Origin of the sequence: Curtobacterium sp. MCBD17_021 (assembly GCF_003234525.1) — a bacterium.
Classification (GTDB): Bacteria; Actinomycetota; Actinomycetes; order Actinomycetales; family Microbacteriaceae; genus Curtobacterium.
Window position 1 is genome coordinate 93,506 of sequence record NZ_QKTS01000013.1, and the last position, 18,654, is coordinate 112,159.

General features: G+C 72.5%; 20 protein-coding genes. 12 read left to right on the plus strand and 8 right to left on the minus strand.

Annotated features, from left to right (window positions below; all coding sequences use genetic code 11):
* Window positions 1-110 precede the first annotated feature (110 nt).
* The gene (locus DEI83_RS12390) at window positions 111-2,018 is read right to left on the minus strand and encodes a gamma-glutamyltransferase family protein (protein WP_111082258.1); all 1,908 of its coding nucleotides are present in this window, start codon (window positions 2,016-2,018) and stop codon (window positions 111-113) included.
* 210 nt (window positions 2,019-2,228) lie between these two features.
* Between DEI83_RS12390 and DEI83_RS12395 the strand changes: the two genes are divergently transcribed.
* From DEI83_RS12395 to DEI83_RS12420, 6 genes are all read left to right on the plus strand, one after another.
* On the plus strand, window positions 2,229-3,389 hold the full coding sequence (locus DEI83_RS12395) for a peptidoglycan DD-metalloendopeptidase family protein (protein ID WP_146243336.1): 1,161 nt from the start codon (window positions 2,229-2,231) through the stop codon (window positions 3,387-3,389).
* 58 nt (window positions 3,390-3,447) lie between these two features.
* Entirely contained in the window at window positions 3,448-4,140 is a 693-nt protein-coding gene (locus tag DEI83_RS12400) for a DNA alkylation repair protein (RefSeq protein WP_181431212.1), read from the plus strand.
* 81 nt (window positions 4,141-4,221) lie between these two features.
* Complete coding sequence (locus DEI83_RS12405; protein WP_146241630.1) at window positions 4,222-5,070, plus strand: cytochrome c oxidase assembly protein; 849 nt, start codon at window positions 4,222-4,224, stop codon at window positions 5,068-5,070.
* 126 nt (window positions 5,071-5,196) lie between these two features.
* Window positions 5,197-6,402, plus strand: a complete 1,206-nt coding sequence (locus tag DEI83_RS12410; protein ID WP_111082262.1) for a zinc-dependent alcohol dehydrogenase — start codon at window positions 5,197-5,199, stop codon at window positions 6,400-6,402.
* Window positions 6,399-7,424 carry an NAD-dependent epimerase/dehydratase family protein gene (locus DEI83_RS12415; RefSeq protein ID WP_111082263.1) on the plus strand — a complete coding sequence of 342 codons (1,026 nt, stop codon included), beginning with the start codon at window positions 6,399-6,401 and terminating at the stop codon, window positions 7,422-7,424. The genes DEI83_RS12410 and DEI83_RS12415 overlap by 4 nt, the downstream gene beginning before the upstream one ends.
* A gap of 102 nt (window positions 7,425-7,526) precedes the next feature.
* Window positions 7,527-8,255 (plus strand): trypsin-like serine protease, encoded by a 729-nt coding sequence (locus tag DEI83_RS12420; protein WP_111082264.1) that lies wholly within the window; start codon window positions 7,527-7,529, stop codon window positions 8,253-8,255.
* An 80-nt stretch (window positions 8,256-8,335) separates the two neighbouring features.
* Here the strand turns inward: DEI83_RS12420 and DEI83_RS12425 are convergent, their stop codons facing one another.
* Window positions 8,336-8,815 (minus strand): MarR family winged helix-turn-helix transcriptional regulator, encoded by a 480-nt coding sequence (locus DEI83_RS12425; protein ID WP_111082265.1) that lies wholly within the window; start codon window positions 8,813-8,815, stop codon window positions 8,336-8,338.
* Window positions 8,816-9,027: 212 nt separating this feature from the next.
* Between DEI83_RS12425 and DEI83_RS12430 the strand changes: the two genes are divergently transcribed.
* The 3 genes from DEI83_RS12430 to DEI83_RS12440 all read left to right on the plus strand — a co-directional run bounded on the left by DEI83_RS12430 (window position 9,028) and on the right by DEI83_RS12440 (window position 11,502).
* A complete protein-coding gene (locus tag DEI83_RS12430; RefSeq protein ID WP_111082266.1) occupies window positions 9,028-9,675 on the plus strand; it encodes a hypothetical protein in 648 nt (215 codons plus the stop codon).
* 94 nt (window positions 9,676-9,769) lie between these two features.
* The gene (locus tag DEI83_RS12435) at window positions 9,770-10,654 is read left to right on the plus strand and encodes a S26 family signal peptidase (RefSeq protein ID WP_111082267.1); all 885 of its coding nucleotides are present in this window, start codon (window positions 9,770-9,772) and stop codon (window positions 10,652-10,654) included.
* Window positions 10,651-11,502 (plus strand): LamG domain-containing protein, encoded by an 852-nt coding sequence (locus tag DEI83_RS12440; protein WP_111082277.1) that lies wholly within the window; start codon window positions 10,651-10,653, stop codon window positions 11,500-11,502. The genes DEI83_RS12435 and DEI83_RS12440 overlap by 4 nt, the downstream gene beginning before the upstream one ends.
* A gap of 78 nt (window positions 11,503-11,580) precedes the next feature.
* Here DEI83_RS12440 and DEI83_RS12445 read toward each other — a convergent pair whose 3' ends face one another.
* Window positions 11,581-12,579 carry a signal peptidase I gene (locus DEI83_RS12445; protein ID WP_111082268.1) on the minus strand — a complete coding sequence of 333 codons (999 nt, stop codon included), beginning with the start codon at window positions 12,577-12,579 and terminating at the stop codon, window positions 11,581-11,583.
* Window positions 12,580-12,621: 42 nt separating this feature from the next.
* Window positions 12,622-13,224, minus strand: a complete 603-nt coding sequence (locus tag DEI83_RS12450; RefSeq protein WP_111082278.1) for a hypothetical protein — start codon at window positions 13,222-13,224, stop codon at window positions 12,622-12,624.
* A gap of 117 nt (window positions 13,225-13,341) precedes the next feature.
* Here DEI83_RS12450 and DEI83_RS12455 point away from each other — a divergent pair, with 117 nt between their 5' ends.
* Window positions 13,342-13,824: a MarR family winged helix-turn-helix transcriptional regulator gene (locus DEI83_RS12455; RefSeq protein ID WP_258371189.1), complete on the plus strand. Its 483-nt coding sequence runs from the start codon at window positions 13,342-13,344 to the stop codon at window positions 13,822-13,824.
* Window positions 13,825-13,830: 6 nt separating this feature from the next.
* Here the strand turns inward: DEI83_RS12455 and DEI83_RS12460 are convergent, their stop codons facing one another.
* Genes DEI83_RS12460 through DEI83_RS16010 form a run of 4 tightly spaced genes read right to left on the minus strand, consistent with a single transcriptional unit; the run spans window position 13,831 to window position 17,445 of the window.
* Window positions 13,831-14,655: an ABC transporter ATP-binding protein gene (locus DEI83_RS12460; RefSeq protein WP_111082269.1), complete on the minus strand. Its 825-nt coding sequence runs from the start codon at window positions 14,653-14,655 to the stop codon at window positions 13,831-13,833.
* A complete protein-coding gene (locus DEI83_RS12465) occupies window positions 14,652-15,671 on the minus strand; it encodes an iron ABC transporter permease (RefSeq protein WP_258371190.1) in 1,020 nt (339 codons plus the stop codon). The genes DEI83_RS12460 and DEI83_RS12465 overlap by 4 nt, the downstream gene beginning before the upstream one ends.
* Entirely contained in the window at window positions 15,668-16,444 is a 777-nt protein-coding gene (locus DEI83_RS12470; RefSeq protein WP_111082270.1) for a trans-aconitate 2-methyltransferase, read from the minus strand. The genes DEI83_RS12465 and DEI83_RS12470 overlap by 4 nt, the downstream gene beginning before the upstream one ends.
* The gene (locus DEI83_RS16010) at window positions 16,441-17,445 is read right to left on the minus strand and encodes an ABC transporter substrate-binding protein (protein WP_181431213.1); all 1,005 of its coding nucleotides are present in this window, start codon (window positions 17,443-17,445) and stop codon (window positions 16,441-16,443) included. The genes DEI83_RS12470 and DEI83_RS16010 overlap by 4 nt, the downstream gene beginning before the upstream one ends.
* Window positions 17,446-17,515: 70 nt before the next feature.
* Here DEI83_RS16010 and DEI83_RS16015 point away from each other — a divergent pair, with 70 nt between their 5' ends.
* Both DEI83_RS16015 and DEI83_RS12480 read left to right on the plus strand, forming a co-directional pair.
* A complete protein-coding gene (locus tag DEI83_RS16015; protein WP_181431214.1) occupies window positions 17,516-18,181 on the plus strand; it encodes a pentapeptide repeat-containing protein in 666 nt (221 codons plus the stop codon).
* 8 nt (window positions 18,182-18,189) lie between these two features.
* Entirely contained in the window at window positions 18,190-18,630 is a 441-nt protein-coding gene (locus DEI83_RS12480; protein ID WP_111082272.1) for a DUF6314 family protein, read from the plus strand.
* The last annotated feature ends 24 nt before the right edge of the window (window positions 18,631-18,654 follow it).

The window sequence follows — 18,654 nt, forward strand, 5'->3', positions numbered from 1 at the left end:
CTTTCGTTCGGGGTGCGGGCCGGATGTGACCCTCGATGCCGAGTCAACCGGAGAACGATCGTTCTCGCAACCGATCCACAGCCGGGGCGCAGGATGCCGGACCCGGCCGTTCAACGCCCCGCCGCGTACCCCTGGGCGCCACGGGAGTTCGCGGCCGCGCCGAGGACCCCGGTCTCCGGGTCCCGGGTGACGCAGCACAGCCGGCCCAGGCTCCAGTCGCCGGCACGCCTGACGACGTGACCACGGGCCTCCAGGCCGGCGATCACCTCGTCGCCCAGCCGGTCCTCGACCACCAGGCCCGCCGGCTCCCACGTCCGCGGCCAGAAGGACCCCGGGAACGACGTGGTGTGCAGGGCAGGGGCGTCGATCGCCTGCTGCGGCGTGTACCCGCCGACGATCCAGCGGAGCAGGAACAGCAGCTGCCACTGGTCCTGCTGGTCGCCCCCGGGGGAGCCGAGCGCGGCGACCGGGACACCGTCGCGCAGGACGAGCGTCGGGGTGAGCGTGGTGCGCGGGCGCTCGCCGGGGCGCAGGGTCGATGCCGTGCCCTCCTCGAGCCACGTCATCTGCAGGCGGGTGCCCAGGCAGAACCCGAGTTCCGGGATCGTCGGTGACGACTGCAGCCACCCGCCCGAGGGCGTCGCGCTGACCATGTTGCCCCAGCGGTCCACGACGTCGATGTGGCACGTGTCGCCGCGGGTGTCCCCGTCGGGCGCGACGAACGGCTCGCCGCGGTCCTCGACCGGGACCTCGGCAGCGGTCTCGTCAGGCGACGTCACCCGTGCACCGGGCACGGTGGGTTCACCGACCCCGGCCGCACCGGTCACGTCGTGGTTGGTGCGGAGCGGCGGCAGGACCGGGTCGACGCCCGGCACGTGGCCGGGGCGGAACTCGGCCGACGCGGTGTCCCCGATGAGCGCCCGACGCTCCGCGACGGTGGCGTCGGCGAGCAGGACGTCGAGCGGGACCGTGCCGTCGCCGTAGAACGCCTCTCGGTCGGCGAGGGCGAGCTTCAGCGCCTCGACCACGGTGTGCGCGCCGAGCTCGGTGGACGGGTCGAGACGCTCGTCGGGCAGGGGCTCGAGCATCCGCAGGACCTGCAGGAGCGCCGGACCCTGCCCCCACGGCCCGGTCTTCGCGATCGTGTGTCCGCGGAACTCCGCCGTCGTCGCGGGCTCGTTGGACGCCCGGAACCCGGCCATGTCGGCGGCTCGGATGACGCCAGCGTGGTCGGTGCCGGACGAGTGGCGGTGCGGCCGGCGGACGAACGCGTCGACCGCGGTCGCGACGAACCCCTCCGCCCACTCCCGTCGGGCGGCGTCGATCCGCCGGGCCCGAGCCCCGTCGGTCACCGCGTCCGCGCCCGGTGCGCCGCCCGCCGCGACGAGCCGATCGAGGACCGAGGCGAGCGCCTCGTTGCGGACGACGTCCCCGGTGCGGGGAGCCGCGCCTCCCGGCAGCCACCGCTCGGCGGACGTGGGCCAGTGCTGCCGGAACAGGTCGGCGACCGCCTCGATGGTGCGGACCACCCCCGCGCTGACCGGGTGGCCGTCGCGCGCGTAGCCGATGGCCGGCGCGAGCACGTCGGCGAGTTCCCAGGTGCCGTGGTCGCGGAGGAGCAGGAGCCAGGCGTCGACCGCGCCCGGGACGGCGGCTGCCAAGGCACCCGCACCGGGCACGAGGTCCAGCCCCTCGGCGCGGAAGTGCTCCGGCGTCGCCCCCGCCGGCGCGGGACCCTGGCCGACCAGCACGACGGGGGACGGGTCGTCCACCGTCGCGAACACGGCCGTCAGGTCACCGCCGGGGCCGTTCAGGTGCGGCTCGACCACGTGCAGGACGAACGCGCCCGCCACGGCGGCGTCGAAGGCGTTCCCGCCCCGTTCCAGCACCGACTGCGCGGTCGCCGTCGCGAGCCAGTGGGTCGACGCGGTCATGCCGAACGTGCCCTGCAGGTCCGGACGGGTGCGGTCGGGCGACGGCGGGACGAACGCGGGGGAAGGGGACGGGGCGGTCTGCATCTACCCATCCTGTCCCGCGCCCTCCGGCACGGCACCCGCTTGCACACCCGTCACCGGCCTCGCATGCCCCCGTTCGCGGGGATGGCCCTCATCCGCCGTCCCTGCGAGCCTTGACCGTCGGCGCGAACAGGGACGCGCCACATCTCCGGACACGCACCGCGCCGGCGCTCGGCGCCCGCGGTGGACCAGCACCACGAGCAGGGACTCACCATGATCAGGGCACGATCGCGTTTCGCCGCGGCCGTCACCGCCGTCGCGATCGCGGCCGCGGGACTCGTCGCGGTCGCGACACCGGCACACGCAGCGACCACCTACACCGGCACCGTCCCGGCGGGCACCACCCTCCGCGCGGGTGACCAGGTGACGTCGGGCAACGGGCAGTTCCGCCTGGTGATGCAGGGGGACGGCAACCTCGTCGAGTACGGCATCGGCAACGTCGTGCTCTGGGCGTCGAACACCCCGGACCAGTACGGCGCCGTCGCGGTGGTGCAGAAGGAGGGGCCGCTGTCGATCATCAAGAACGGCAGGCTCCTGGCACAGTGGGGCCCGACCAAGTCGCCGACGAAGAACCTCGGCGTCCGAGGGGACGGCAGCCTCCGCCTGCTCGACACCGCGAACAGGATCACCTGGAAGCTGCTGACGTTCCAGAGCCGCGTGCCCGCCGGCACCACGATCCTGCCCGAGACGGTGCTGCGCTCCGGTGCCGGGCGGGAGCAGACGCTCACGATGCAGAGCGACGGCAACCTCGTGCAGCACGTCAACGGCGCGGTGACCTGGTCGTCGAAGACCGCCGGGCGGCCCGGTGCGACCACCGCGGTGCAGGCGGACGGGAACCTCGTCATCTACCCGAAGGGCGGCGGGAAAGCGCTCTGGGCGTCGCACACGTCACGCAAGGGGCCGGGGCAGCTGCTCGTGCAGCTCGACTCGAACGTCGTCCTGTACGGCAAGTCCGACACCCGCGTGTGGTCGACGAAGGCGGTCACCGGACTGCGGTGGCCGGTGAACGGCACGACCATCACCGGTCGCTACGGTGACGACCGCGGCGCCGGGCACGTCCCGCGCTACCACCAGGGCACCGACGCCCCCGTGAAGGTCGGCACGCCGGTGTACGCCTCGGGCAACGGCCGTGTGACGACGGTCGTCCGGAACCACGCGAGCTACGGCAACTACGTCGTGGTGACCTACGGGCTCACCACCGTCCTGGTCGCGCACCTCAGCACGATCGGGGTCAGCAAGGACCAGATCGTCTCGGTCGGCAAGGAGATCGGCAAGTCCGGCAACACGGGGCAGTCCACCGGGCCGCACGTCCACGTCGAGACGCGGGTCAACGGCACGCTCAAGGACCCGCTGACGATCCTCGCGTTCCGCTGACGACCGCCGGCCCGTCCGGTCGGCGTCGTCAGCGGCGCCCGGGCACCGCCGCCGTATCGTGGACGGTGATGACACGTGCCACCTCGTCCGTCGCGCCCGGTCCGTCGGCGACCCGCTCCTGGCGCGCGTCGTGACGGACACCGCCGAGGACGTCGTCGTCGCGTTCGCACGCACCGACGGCGACGTCGCGGCCGCGCGCCGGGTGGCTCGTCGGTACGCGGACCTCGGCCCCGCGGAGCGGTCGGCACTGCTCTGGAGCGACGACCCGGGCGGTCGGCTCGTCGCGGTCGTGCTGCTCCTGCAGGCCGCCCGTGCCCACCCAGACCCCGAGCTGACCGACGAGTACCTGTCGGCCCTGCGGGCGGAGCGGCTCGACGACCCGGCACTCGTCGACCTCGCGGCCGAGGAGCTCGTCGGTGCCCCGCTGCTCGGCGGATCGACCGGGCCGTTGTTCGCGCTCGCGAAGTCCGACGTGGCACTCGTCCGCCGGGCTGCGGTCGTGGCGACCCTGGCGTTCGCGAAGCAGGGCGACGCCGAGGTCCCGCTGGCGGTCGCCGGCCGACTCGTGCGCGAACGGGGTGAGGTGGTGCAGTCGGCCCTCGGGTGGGTGCTGCGTGAGACGGGGAAACGGGCGTCGCAGGACGCGCTCGTGGCCTTCCTCGAACGGCAGGGACGGTTCCTCGGGCGTGCGGCGCTGGAGACGGCGACCGAGCACCTGCCGGACGCGGAACGGGACCGGTTGCGCGGCTGACCACCGCCGCTCCGCGGACAGGCACCGAACACGTCGAGCCCTGCTCCGCCAGGATGGACCGACGACGACAGGAGCCCTCTGGTGCACTCTCACGGCGGCATGCTCGGGACCTTCACCCTCATCGCCCTCACCCTGGCCGGCGCGGTGTACATCGTCGGCGCCTCGGGTCAGCGTCGGCGCGGCAACCCGCCGTGGCCGCTCGCCCGCACGGTCGCGTGGATCGCAGCGCTGCTCGCCGTGGCCGCGGTGCTCGTCGGCCCGCTCGGACACGCCGGCGCCCACGACCTCACCACGCACGTCCTCGGGCACGTCGTCATCGGCATGGTCGCCCCGCTCCTGCTCGTCCTCGGCGCGCCGGTCACGCTCGCCCGTCGGACACTCGAGCCCGTGCCGTTGCAGCGACTCGGACGGCTCGCGGGCAACCCGCTGACGAAGGCACTCGCATTCCCGGTGGTCGCCGCGGTCCTCGCCGTCGGCAGCTCGTGGCTGCTGTACACGGGGACCGTCGCGGCGGACTCGACCCGCGACCCGGTGCTCCACTCGGTCGTCATGATCGGGTTCCTGCTCGTCGGCTCGCTGTGGACGGCCGGTGTGGTCGGGGTCTCGTCCGGCATCCGACGGTCGCCGCGCTGGCTCCGGGTCGGCGTGCTCGTCGTGTCGACCGCGGTGCTGTCCGTCGAGGCGGTCGTCATGCTCAGCCAGGGGGTGCCCGGCATCGACGCCGCGCAGGTCCCGCCGGCGGCGACCGCACTGCTGGTCGGGTCGGTCCTGACCGCGCTGGCGCTCGCGGCCGTCCTCGTCACCGAGCGGCGCCGGGACGCACGGGCGGCGGCCGAGGAGCGTCAGGTCCGCCACGCCCAGGAGGCACGGGTCGCCCCCTCGGCACCGGCCACGTCGACGGATGCCGCGCCCCGTCCCGAGCACGCCTGAGGCCCGCCGACACGGTGCGCTGACCGGACCACGCTGGGAGCGGCCCCGAGGCGCCAGGCGTACCGATGGGGTCGACGCGAGTCGGGCCTCCCGTCCGGCCGCGACAGCGACGAGAGGAGCGCACACATGCGCGCACTGACCTGGCAGGGCACCGAGAAGGTGTCCGTCGAGACCGTTCCCGACCCGACCATCCAGGAGCCGACCGACGCGATCGTGCGGATCACCTCCACGGCGATCTGCGGTTCGGACCTGCACCTGTACCGCGTCCTCGGGCCGTACATCGACAAGGGTGACGTCCTCGGCCACGAGCCGATGGGCATCGTCGAGGAGGTCGGCTCCGCCGTCACGAACCTGCAGGTCGGCGACCGCGTCGTCATCCCCTTCAACATCTCCTGCGGCCACTGCTACATGTGCCAGCGCGGACTGCAGTCGCAGTGCGAGACCACCCAGGTGACCGAGTACGGCAGCGGCGCGTCCCTGTTCGGCTACACGAAGATGTACGGCCAGGTCCCCGGCGGCCAGGCCGAGTACCTCCGCGTTCCGCACGCCGACTACGGCCCCATCAAGGTGCCGCACACCGGCGCGGACGAGCAGTGGCTGTTCATGAGCGACATCATCCCGACCGCCTGGCAGGCCGTGCAGTACGCGGACGTCCCCGAGGGCGGCACGCTCGCGGTCCTCGGACTCGGCCCGGTCGGCCAGTTCGCCGCCCGGATCGGCAAGCACCTCGGCTACCGGGTGCTCGCCGTCGAGCCGGAGCAGGTGCGTCGTGACCTCGCCACGAAGTACGGCATCGAGACCTTCGACCTGTCGAAGGACCTCGTCGCCGAGCTCGTCGACCTGACCGACGGACGCGGCCCGGACGCCGTCGTCGACGGCGTCGGCATGGAGGCGCACGGCAACCCGGCCGCCGGGTTCGCCCAGCGCGCCGCCGGCCTGCTGCCCGACAAGCTCGCGCAGAAGGCGATCGAGACCGCCGGTGTCGACCGGCTCGACGCCGTGCACACCGCGATCGACCTGGTCCGCCGCGGCGGCACGGTCTCGCTGAGTGGCGTGTACGGCGGCATGGCCGACCCGATGCCGATGATGACGCTCTTCGACAAGCAGATCACGATCCGCGAGGGGCAGTGCAACGTCCGCCGCTGGGTCGACGACCTCATGCCGCTCGTCGAGGACCCCTCGGACCCGCTCGGCACGCTCGACCTGACGACGCACAAGGTCTCGCTCGAGGACGCCCCGCACATGTACGAGGTCTTCCAGAAGAAGGAGGACGGCTGCATCAAGGTCGTGCTCGACCCGGCGCTGCCCGCAGGCTCCTCGGCCGCGGCATGACCAGGGTCGTCATCGTCGGCGCGACCGGGAACGTCGGGAGCGCACTGCTCCGACGGTTCCGGGACGCCGGCGCCGACCTCGTCGGGGTCGCCCGACGACTGCCGGACCTCCGTGCGCAGCCCTACGACGCCGCACTCTGGCACACCGTCGACGTTGGCGCGACCGACGCCGTGGACCGGCTCACCGCCGTGTTCCGCGGCGCGGACGCCGTCGTGCACCTGGCGTGGGCGCTGCAGCCGACGCACGACATCCCGGCGCAGCACCGCACCGACGTCACCGGCACGGCCAACGTGCTCGCCGCCGTCGCCGCGGCCGGTGTCCCGCAGGTCGTCGTCGCCTCGTCGGTCGGCGCCTACCGCGGGGTGGACGTGGACGGCAAGCGCACCCCGGTGGACGAGTCCTGGCCCGCCGACGGCATCCCGACCGCCACGTACTCGGTCCACAAGGCCGAGAACGAGCGCGCGATGGACGTCTTCGAACGCGAGCACCCGGACGTCGTCGTGACGCGGCTGCGCCCGGGCCTGGTGTTCCAGCGCGACGCCGCCGCCGAGATCCGCGGGCTCTTCCTCGGCCACCTCGTGCCGATGCGGGCCGTCCGGTGGCTGCGGTTCGCCGTGCTGCCCCTGCCGTACCCGTTCGTGTTCCAGGCCGTGCACGCCGACGACCTCGCCGACGCGTACTGGCGCGCGATCGACCGGAAGGCCGGCGGAGCGTTCAACATCGCCGCCGCGCCCGTGCTCACCCCACCGTGCATGGCCAGGGTCCTCGGGATGCTCGGTGCCGTCCGCGTGCCGCTGCGGCTCGTGCGCGGACTCGTCACGCTCACCTGGCGACTGCGCCTCCAGCCGACCGACGCCGGCTGGGTCGACATCGCGGCCGGCGTGCCCGTCATGCGCACGGACCGGGCGCGCGACGTGCTCGGGTGGGAGGCCCGGCACAGTGCCGAGGACGCCATGCGTGACCTCGTGGCCGGTTTCGCCGACGAGCACCGGGTGCCCGAGGCGCCGCCGCTGCGCGGCTGAGGTCCGCTTAAGAGCGGACTGGTGCGACCCTCGGACGGGGGTGAGGATACGAGGCAGTTGCCGTGTGCAACTGCCTCGTTCCCCATCGACGAAGGAGTCGACATGCACAAGTCCGTCACCGCCGCGGTAGCGGCCACCGTGATCGCCGCCGGCCTGTTCGCCGCCGCGCCGGCATCGGCGCTCACCGCGTCGACGAGGGTCGTCGGCGGCGAGAAGGCGCCGACGACGTCGTCGATCGTGCAGCTCGAGGCTTCGGGCGGCGACATCCCCGCGGGCTACGTCAGCACGTGCACCGGCGAGCAGATCACGGCGTCGTGGGTCCTCACCGCCCGGCACTGCATCGACGGCATCGGGGCGATGAACGTCTACCACTCGAACTCGACGGTGAACCGCGGGGCCCCGGTCGCCGTCGACCGGGTCACCGCCGCCCCGGCCGGTGACATCGCGCTGGTGCACCTGCGCACCGCGTACGCGCTGTCCTCGTACACGCAGCTCGACCTCGCGGCGACGGCGAAGTCGAGCGGCACCGGCACGATCCAGGGCTACGGCCTCCGTGCGAACGCCGTGCAGTCCGACGGGCTGTACCAGGCGACCGTGTCCCTGACCGGGGCGAGCACCGACGCGTTCCGGGGTCGAGCGCAGCACGTGACCGGCGTCTCCGGGGCCTCGAACCACGGCGACTCCGGTGGTCCGCTGATCGTCAACGGCAAGGTCGTCGGCGTCTGCTCGACGGGTGACAGCGCCGACCCGGGTGCGAACACCCGTGCCGGGTCGAACTACGCCCTCCTCGCACAGGCGTCCTCGTGGATCCGGAGCACGGCCGGCGTCTGACCGACCGGACGCGGAACGGGCGCCCCGGTCCTCGCCGACCGGGGCGCCCGTCGTCGTCCGCCCGTGGTGTGTTCCGCGGGTCAGCGCGAGCGCTCGTCCGGTGCCGGTGCCGGTGCCGGTGCCGCGGTCGCCGCCTGTTCGAACAGGCCGGTGGCCAGGTCGTTGAGGACCGTGTGCAGGTCGCCGCCGTGTCGGGTGTCGACGGCGCGGAGCATGGCTGCGTACCGCTGCCGGTAGTCGGCGACGACGTCCTCGCCAGCCGGACGGAGGCGGAGCAGTGAGCCGCGCCGGTCGGACGGGTTCGGCGTGCGTTCGAGCAGCCCGGCGGACGACAGCCGGTCGATCATGTTCGTCACCGCACCGGACGTCAGGCCGAGGAACCCGGCGACCTCGGTGGGGGTCGAGTAGCCGGTGTCACTGATGAGGACGAGCGCCCGCAGCCCGCTCTCGTGCACGCCGGCGCGGGTGCTCAGCTGACCGACGAGGCCCGCGTTGGCCCGGACGACGGCGTCGAACGCGAGCATCAGGTCGGTCGTGCCGTCCTCGTCCTGTTCCGTCACCAGCTCGACTCCGTGTCTCTCTCGTTGCGGCAGAGTACCGGGCCGGCGGGCCCGTGGCGGTCGCGGTCGCGCCTCCCGTCCTGCACTGCCCCCCGCTCTGGGGACGGTCGTGGCCTTCCTGCTTGCTCAATGACTCACTATCTTGATGATCAAGCAATCACCTCATTGAACGATTGCGGCCCACTCTGACTGACGAAACATCGAGGTACCCCGTGTCCAACCAGCTCCGCACCTCCCCGCTGAAGCGCCTCCGCTTCGCCCCCGTGGCGCTCCTCGCGGGCGTCTTCGCCGCCGTGCTCCTCTCCCTCTCGCTCACCGGCACCCTCTCCGGGTTCGCCGCGAGCATCACCAACAGCAGCAACACCGCCGCCAGCGGCACGCTGATCATGCAGGAGCAGAACGCCAACGCGTCGGTCACGTGTCTCAGCACCGACGGCGGCTCGGTCTCCACCAACTCCGCGACCTGCTCGACCATCAACAAGTTCGGTGGCAGCACCACGATGACGCCGGGCAACACGGTCAACACCCCGATCACGATCAAGAACACGGGCACCGCCGCCGCGAACACCTTCACGCTCACCCCGGGCGCCACCTGCACGCAGACGGCCAACGGCACGTCGAACGGCACCGCGACCGACCTCTGCGCGAAGATGAACCTCGTCATCACCTCGGGCTCCACCACGGTCTTCTCCGGCACCCTCGCCAGCTTCAAGGGCGGCGCCGCGATCTCGCTGCCCACCGCTCCCGCCGCCGGTACGAGCGTCCCCTTCAACTTCGCGGTCACGCTCGACTCCTCAGCCGGCAACACCTACCAGGGCCTCGCCGCCTCCGTGCCGATGACGTGGACCTTCACCGCCTGATCAACACCACCCAGACCGGCGACGCTCGACCGACCCCCCTACGGTCGAGCGTCGCCATCCCACTCCACCAGCAGCGACCCGGACGGAGCAGCACATGAGCCAGACGTCGGCCATCCCGCTCAGCGGGACGCTCCCCCGGCCGCTGCTCGGCGGGCGGGCGGTCAGCCGCTCCGAGACCGTCCTGGCCTGGGGCGTCGCCGCGGCCGCCGCGGTCCTCCTCACCGCGGCCATGCTGTTCCTCACCAACGGCGGACGCTGGTTCGTCGTCGAGACGCCGTCGATGGGAGAAGCAGCCCCCGTCGGTACGCTCGTCCTCGACATGCCGGTCCAGGCGTCGTCGCTCCGTGTCGGGGACATCGTCTCCTACAGCGTCGCCGCGAACCCCGACGTCGTCTACACCCACCGCATCGTCGCGATCGACCCCGACGGCGGCATCCGTGCCCGCGGCGACGTGAACGGGGCGGTCGACCCGTGGACGCTGACGCAGGAGGACCTGATCGGCGCCCCGGTCCTGCTCGTCCCGCACCTGGGCTGGCTCTTCAAGGCCACCCCGATCCTCCTGGTCGGCACGCTGCTCATCTGGGCCCTGACCAGTGCGTTCACCGATCGGGTCACCCGGAGCAGTCTCCGCATCGCCGGAGCGTCCCTGACCGTCTCGTACGCCGCCTTCCTGCTCAAGCCCTTCGTCAACGTCACGACGATCTCGAACAGCACGTCGCCCGGCTCCGTCGAGGCCACCGTGGTGTCGTCCGGGGTCTTCCCGGTCCGGGTCGACGCGGTCGGCGGGAACGCCGTCCACCTCGTCGACGGCGAAGTGGGTCGGGTGACGATCACCGAGCTGAACCGCCACGGTCAGTACCAGCTCATGTCGACCATCGACCTCGACCCGATGGGATGGGCCGTGCTCGTCGCCGCCTGCCTGGTCCCGCTCGTGCTGTGCCTGGCGGTCGGCCGCGTCGAGACGGTGCGGCCGTCGTGAACCCCGGGCGTCTCCGCGACGGCAAGGTCGTCGCGCTGCTGCTGGTCGTCGCACTCGCCGTGGTCGTCCTCCTCAACCAGTTCGCCCCGACCCGGTCGGCCTTCAGCGCGAAGGTGACGAACGGGACGAACAGCGCCGGCACGGCCGCGTACTTCACGTGCTCGAGCGCCGTCGACGCCGACGCCGCCACCGCGTTGTTCGCGTACAAGCTGTCCGAGTCCGCGGGATCACGGACGGCCGTCGACTCGTCCGGCAGGGGTGCGAACGGCACCTACCAGGGGGCGATGGCCACGACGACGGCCAGCCCGAACGCCTGCCCGCGGGACGCCGGTGGCGCCTACGTGCTCAACGGCTCGACGAGCTTCGTCTCCACGCCGAACGCCTACCGCAACCCGACCACCTTCAGTGAAGAGGTGTGGTTCCGGACCACCGTGGCGGGCGGGCTCCTCATCGGTTTCGGCAGCAACCAGGTGACCACGTCCGGTCAACACGACCGGCAGGTCTACCTCAACACCAGCGGACAGCTCGTGTTCGGCACGTACAACACCACCACGCAGGTCGTGACGTCACCGAGGTCCTACAACGACGGTGCCTGGCACCACGTCGTGTCGACCATGTCGCCGACCACGGGGATGCGGCTGTACGCGGACGGCGTGCTCGTGGCGTCGAACGCGGCGTTCACCACGCCGGAGAACGCCACGGGGTACTTCCGCGTCGGGTACGACACGATCACCGGATGGCCGGGGGCGGGTTCGTACTCCTTCTCCGGGTCCATGCGGTTCGCCGCGGTCTACGGCTCCGTGCTCTCACCGACACAGGTCGCCGCGCACCACGCCGCCGGACGGTGACGCGGGCTCGACATGCCGCGCCCCGACCGTGCGGCGTACGGCCGGCCGTGCGCTGAGGGACCGGTGTCGCGCCGCTGCTCAGCGTGCGCAGGAGGTGCGGCCGAGTCCGAACAGACGGATGGTGGTGATCCGCACGGTGGATGACGACGTGGCCGTCCACGTGTCGGTGAGGTCGGTCCGGACGCTGATGGTCGAGGTCTTCCAGATGAAGAAGTCGGACGCGCCGAGGATGACGTCGTGCTCGCCGGCAGCGGCACTGATCCCGCTCACGGCCCCGTCGACCAGTACCGAGAACCGTTCGGGCGCGACCCCGGAGTAGTCCCATCCCACGTCGACCGCCGCGTTGCCGACGTTCGTGCAGGTGAGCCCGGTCGCCGGGGTGGCCACCGCGGTGGCGATCGAACTGGCCCCGGTCGTCGTGGTCGCCGCGAAGGCCGCAGCGGCCGCGGGCGCCGGCAGGGCGACGCCGACCACGGCGCAGACGACGGCGGTGGCGACGGCGACGGTCGTGCGCGGTCGTCCCGGACGTCCGGCACGGTGGCGACCGTGTGACCGGAGGGGCCCGGTCGGGGTGTCCGGCCGCGCACGGACGGCGGGTGTCACGGCGAGCGCGGCGAGCACGGCGAGCGTGGCGGCCAGGGCGAGCAGGCGCGCCGTGTGGTGTTCGGCGGCCCAGACCACGGGGAGCCCGACGAGCGGGACGCGCAGGTAGCCGACACCGACGACCGAGGACCGTGCGACGGCGGTCGAGTCGGCCTCCGGGTTCGCGTCCCCCTTCGTGACGAGGGTGCCGTGGGCGTCCACGTCCTGCAGACGGTGCAACCGCAGCACGCCGGCGTGGTCGGGGTCCGGGAAGAGCAGGACCTGACCGGCCCGGAGCGCACCGGTCGCGACGGGCTTGCTCACGACGACGTCACCGGGCACCAGGGACGGCTGCATGGAACCGGTCATCACGGTGGTGCTGTGCCACCCGAGCGCGAGCGGGGCGACGCCCCAGAACGCGATGCCGATGAGCGTGGCGATGACGCCGCGAGCGGTCAGCACCACCGTGAAACGGATCCACGACGACGAGCGCATCCCGATCCTCCTGTCCGGTGGGTGAGCGGTCCCGGGTACGGGCTAGAGGTTCTGGGCTTCCCACGTGAAGCCGAGGCTGGCGGTGGCGCCCATCAGCGCAGCCGGAGCGTCGGGGGACACGGTGTAGGTGATCTGGAAGGTCCGGGTCTCGGGCTTCGTGCCCGCGGTCTTCCAGGTGCCGAGGCCGGAAGCGTAGTCCTTGCGGGTCGACGCGAAGGTCGCGAGGGATCCGTCGTACAGAGTGCCCTCGGTGCCCGTCGCAGCCGTGAAGCCGTCGCAGGTGCCGTAGCCGCCACCGGTGCCCTGCTTGACCTGCAGGGTCACGGACGAGGCCAGGGCCTTGGTCTGGGTCACGTCCTTGGCGTACATGCGGACGGCGCTCGGCAGGCTGCCGCTCGAGGTCACCGCGATGCAGTTCGTGCCGGTGGCCCCCGGCTTGAGGTTCGACGCGGAGAACAGCGCGCCGTTCGCGGCGTCGTTCGTCAGCGCGACCGTGCCCATCGACCAGTTGTCGGCACCATCGGAGGAGGTCGCCGAGAAGGCCGAGTAGCTCGCCGTGGAGACGGCGACGCCAGCGGCGAGCAGCGCGGCGGGGATCACGGCGAAGGTGCCGAGGCGAGCGAGGGTGCGGGTAGGGCGACGCATGTTCCGGGGTTCCATCCTGATCGTGACGCCTCGAAATTCGAGGTAACAGCGACTGTACGCCTCTATTTTCGAGTTTGTCAATCTTCGTGATGAACGGATGTCGACTATGCTCGTGGTGTGACCGCACCTCCTCGGCGCCCCTCGACCGCCGACCTCGACCGACTCCTCGACGAGGCCGTGGCGACCTTCTACGGCGCGCAGGTCGAGCACGCGCACCTCATGCAGCACCTGGCGGTCCGCCACGACCTCAACCCGGTCGACCTCCGCGCGCTGCAGTTCCTCGGCGCCATCGACGACGACCGCACACCGAAGGAGCTCGGCGGGTACCTCGAGATGGGCACGGGGGCGGTCACCGCACTCCTCGACCGGCTCACCCGGCAGGGACTCCTGGACCGTGTGCGGAACCCGGACGACCGGCGCAGTGTCCGGATCGAACTGACGCTCGACGGCGTCGCCGTCCTCGGAGCGGTGCGGGCGGCCTACCGCGGCGTGCTCGAGGAGGCGGTGTCGCCGGAGTCCTTCGAGCTGTTCATCGACTTCACCGGTCGGATGGCCGAGGCCCTGCGCGTCGCCGCGCGGTCGGCCGATCCCGGGGTCTGACGGCGCTCAGGTCGGTCTGGACGCGCCCGGGAAGGAGCCGGTCAGGTCGACCCGGGACGTGCCGGAGTCGGTGTCCCGGTGGACCCGGCCGTGCACCCGGAACACCTGCTCGAGCAGCTCGGTGGTCAGGACTGCGCCGGGGGGGCCGGAGGCGGTGACCCGGCCGCCGGCCAGCACCACGAGGTGGTCGCAGTAGCGGGCTGCCAGGTCGAGGTCGTGCAGCACGACGACGACCGTCCAGGACCGGCTCGCGAGCAGGTCGAGGAGCTCGAACTGGTGGTGGATGTCCAGGTGGTTGAGCGGCTCGTCGAGGACCAGCACCTCGGGCTGCTGCGCGAGTGCGCGTGCCACCTGGACGCGCTGTCGTTCCCCACCGGACAAGCCGCTCCACCGCCGGTGTTCCGTCCCGTCCATCCCGACGTCGGCCAGGGCTCCGCGGCACACGTCGTCACCGTCGGCGTCCGGGCCGCCGAGCCGCGAACGGAACGGCAGCCGACCGAGGCGGACGACGTCGAGCACACGGTGGTCGATGTCCGTGTGCCCCGCCTGCTCGACGAACGCCAGCCGTCGGGCGACCGCCCGGCGCCGGAGCCCCCGGAGGTCCTCGCCGGCGAGCAGGACCGTCCCACGCTCCGGCGCGGTGACCCCGGCGAGGCAGCGGGCGAGCGTCGACTTGCCCGACCCGTTCGGACCCACGATCCCCGTGACGCCGCCGGGCTGGGCGGTCAGGTCCACGTCGTGGATGAGTGCGGTGCCGCGGACCGAGCGCGAGACCGCACGCGCTTCCAGGGATGACGGGCCCCCGGTCCGCCCGGGCTGCTCGCGGGTCATGCGCGTCGTCCCCGTCGCAGGACGACCAGGAAGACCGGGACGCCGATGAGCGCGGTGACGACGCCGACCGGGATCTGGTGCGGCGCGAGCACCAGTCGACCGACGAGGTCCGCCAGCACGAGGAACACGCCGCCGCCCAGGGCGGACACCGGCAACAGGAGGCGGTGACCCGGTCCGACGAGCATCCGCGCGGCGTGCGGCACGACGAGCCCGACGAAGCCGATCGCGCCGACGGCCGCCACCACCGCCGCGGTCGTCGCGGCCGCACCGACGAGGACGGTCAGGCGCAGCGACCGGACGTCGATGCCGAGGGACACGGCGGCGTCGTGACCGAACGCGAAGGCGTCGAGAGCGGGGGCGACGAGCACGAAGACCGCCGTCGCCACGGCCACCACGGTGACGCAGACCACGACCGAGGGCCACCGGGCGGCGGCCAGGGACCCGAGCAGCCAGTAGGTGATGCCGCGGGTGGCGTCCGCGTCACCCCACGCCGTCACGACCAGGGAGGTCACCGCGGCGAAGAGCTGACCGACGACCACACCGGTGAGCACCACGCGGCTCGTGTCCGCCGTGTCCCGACCCATCAGGGCGAACACCAGCGCGAACGACACGAGGCCCCCGACGAGTGCTCCGCCGGCGAGGGTCACCGAGCCCGCACCGATGCCGAGGACGATGACGAGCACCGCACCGGTGGACGCGCCCGACGAGATCCCGAGCAGGTACGGCTCGGCGAGCACGTTGCGGGTCACTGCCTGCAGGACGCATCCACACACGGCGAGCCCCGCGCCCGCTGCTGCGGCCAACAGGACGCGGGGGAGGCGCAGCTGCCAGACGACGGAGTCCGCCAGCGGTGACAGCGGGGTGACGGGCAGGCCGAGGTGGCTGCCGATCGACCGGATCGTCCCGGTCCAGGTGATGGAGCCACCGGCGAGGGTCACGCCGGCGACCACGACGACCACGAGCGCGACCGCGAGGGCGGGGAGCACGGCCGCCGCACGGAGCGCTCGCGGGGTCACCGGCGGGCGAGGACGACGAAGTCGTCGAGGTGCTGCCAGACCGGCCCGACCTCGGCGAACCCGGCCACCTGGAGGGCGGCGACGTGGAACGCCAGGCTGAGCTCCGGGTTCGGCGGGCGGTCCGCGAAGCGACGGTCCCGCTCGGCGGCGAGCCGGCCGTACCGTTCGACGGCGACGACCTCGGCGAACCACTGGTCCCAGTCGAGCGCACCCGCCGCTCGGTCGGTGCGCTGGGTGCGCTCGTCGTCGCGCGCGCTGAGCTCCTCGAACAGCGTCCGACCGTCGAGGTGGCGCAGGTGGTCGGCGTTGATCACCACACCGCCGGGAGCGAGGAGCGAGCCGAGGTCGTTGTACACGCGACTGAGGACGTCGGACGGCAACCAGTGGAGTGCGGTGGAACTGAGCACGGCGTGCGGCACCGCACCGTCCAGTCCCGCGGTCCAGTCGCGGTCCCACAGGTCGGCGTCGACGAAGCGCACGCGGCGCCCGGCGAGCGCGGTCCGCCCGAGTTCCAGGAGGACGGGATCGTGGTCGAGCGCGATGCAGGTGATGTCCGGGCGGCGTTCGAGGACGCGCTGGCTGATCGACCCCGGTCCGCTGGCGAGGTCGAGGACGACTCCGCCCTCGGGGACGACGTGGTCGACGACGTCGAGCATGATCGTGAAGCGCTGCTCGCGGTTCGTGATGTAGGCGGCCTGCTGGACGTCCCAGGCGGCGAGGAGTCGGAGCGCGTGCTCGGTCTCGTCAGGGGTGGGTGTGGCGGACGTGGTCATCGTCGTTCCTCCGAGTACTCGGTCAGGGCGGTGAAGACGGTCTCGAGCGCGTCGATGCTCCGGACCGAGGGGTCGAGCTCGGTCGCGGGGACGGGGACGAGGTGGTCGTCCTGCACCGCCCGCAACCCCTTCGTCACGGCGTCCGAGCGGAGCTGGTCGATCTTGTCGTCGGCACTGTCACCGGGCAGCCCGCGGGTCAGGTCCGCGACCACGATGACGTCGGGGTCGCGCTGTGCGATCTCGTCCCAGCTCGTCTCGCCCCACTGGGCGTCGAGGTCCGCGAAGGCGTTCGTGGCACCGGCCACGCTGCCCATCGTGTCGGCGAGTCCGTTCGCACCGGCCACCACGGGCGCACCGTTCACGGACGAGTACAGCCACACGACCGAGGGCTCTCCGGTGTCGGCGGCCGCGGCCGTGACCTCGTCGAGCGTGGCGCGCTGCTCGGCCACGAGGGCACGACCACGTTCCTCGACGCCGAACACGCGGGCGACGTCGGAGACCTCGTCCAGGATCGCGTCGAAGCCGACCTCGTCGGGGATGAGCGTCTGGTCCTCGCAGTCGTTCGCGGAGAGGTAGGCGGGGACACCGAGGTCGACGAGCTCCTGGCGGTTCCCGGCCGCCTCCGACGCGAACGCCGATGCCCGCATGGAGTAGACGAAGTCCGGGTCGGCCTCGCGCAGCTGTTCGGTCGTCGGGTACTGGTCGGCCAGGACGGGGATGCCCGCGTAGGCGTCCGACCACTCCGGGGCGACGGCGTCCGTCAGGTAGCTCGTACCGATCATCCGGTCCTGCAGGCCGAGCGCGAGCATCACCTCGGTCGCGCCCTGTTCCAGCGTCACGGCGCGCTCCGGCGGCGACGGCACGCTCAGCTCGGTGCCACAGCTGGTCACCGTCGTCCCCGTGGTCGGTCCCGACGCCGGTCCGTCGGACGACGTGCTGCTCGCGCAGCCGGTGAGCACGAGGGCAGCCGTGACGACCCCTGCACTGATAATGATCCTCATGTGCATGAGGCTAGGGTGCAGTGGCCGACCGGGCAAATCGACCGTCCGGGGTCCACGGCAGACTGGGCGCATGGCACGGAAGTCCGGCGTCTCGGCGCCCCGCATCACCCTGACCGAACCGACCGACCTCGAACCGTGGTCGCCCGGCCCGGGGGACGTGCTCACCGGCGACCGCATCGACGGCAAGCACATCGAGCTGCTCGACGTGGTGGGCGAGCGGCTGCCCGACCTCGAGCTCGAGGAGTGCGTGGTCGGGACCCTGCGCGCCGATGGCGCCGACCTCCGCGGGTTCCGCGTCCGCGACACCGTCATCGAGGTCCTCGACGCCCCCGTGCTCCGGGCGCAGAGCGGTGCCTGGCGGGAGGTCCGGGTGGCCGGGGGGCGCATCGGATCGGCGGAGTTGTACGACGGCTCGTTCAGCGCGGTGGAGTTCGTCGGCATGAAGCTCGGGTTCGTGAACCTCCGGGCATCGGCCCTCACCGACGTGGTGTTCCGCGACTGTGTCATCGACGAGATCGACATCGCCGACGCCCGACTGCTGCGGGTCGCCTTCCCCGGCAGCTCGATCCGGGAGGTCGCCGGTGTGGCCACGCGCATCGAGGACGTCGACCTCCGCGGCGCCGACCTCGACCGGGTGGAGCGACTCGACGGGCTGCGCGGTGCGACGATCGGCGGCGAGCAGCTCTTCACGCTCGCGCCGCTGCTCGCCGCCCAGGCCGGGTACCGGGTCGAGTGACGGCGGCCGTGCTCCCGCCCGAGGCGTCACCGCCGACGACCCTCCTGCTGCCCACCGACCTGCTCGGGCGGTGGGACCTGCGCCGCACGGTGCACGACCGGCTCGCCGACGTGACCGGCACGGTGACGGGTTCGACCGTGTTGCGCGTCGACGACGACGGGTCCGTGCACTGGCACGAGACCGGCACGATGGTGTTCGGCGCCCGTTCGACCCCGGTGTGGCGGACGCTCGCGGTCAGACCGGGCCGCGACGGCCGGTGGCACGTGCACTTCGCCGACGGTCGTCCGTTCCACGACTGGATCTGGGGTGCGCGGGTCGAGCACGCGTGTGCGCCGGACGACTACACGGGCCTCCTGACCGGGACGCCCGACGGCTGGCGCGTCCGCTGGGAGGCCCGTGGGCCGGCGAAGGACCTGGTCATCGACAGCGTGCTGACACCGTCGGCCTGACCGTCGCCCCGCCCCGCCCCGCGC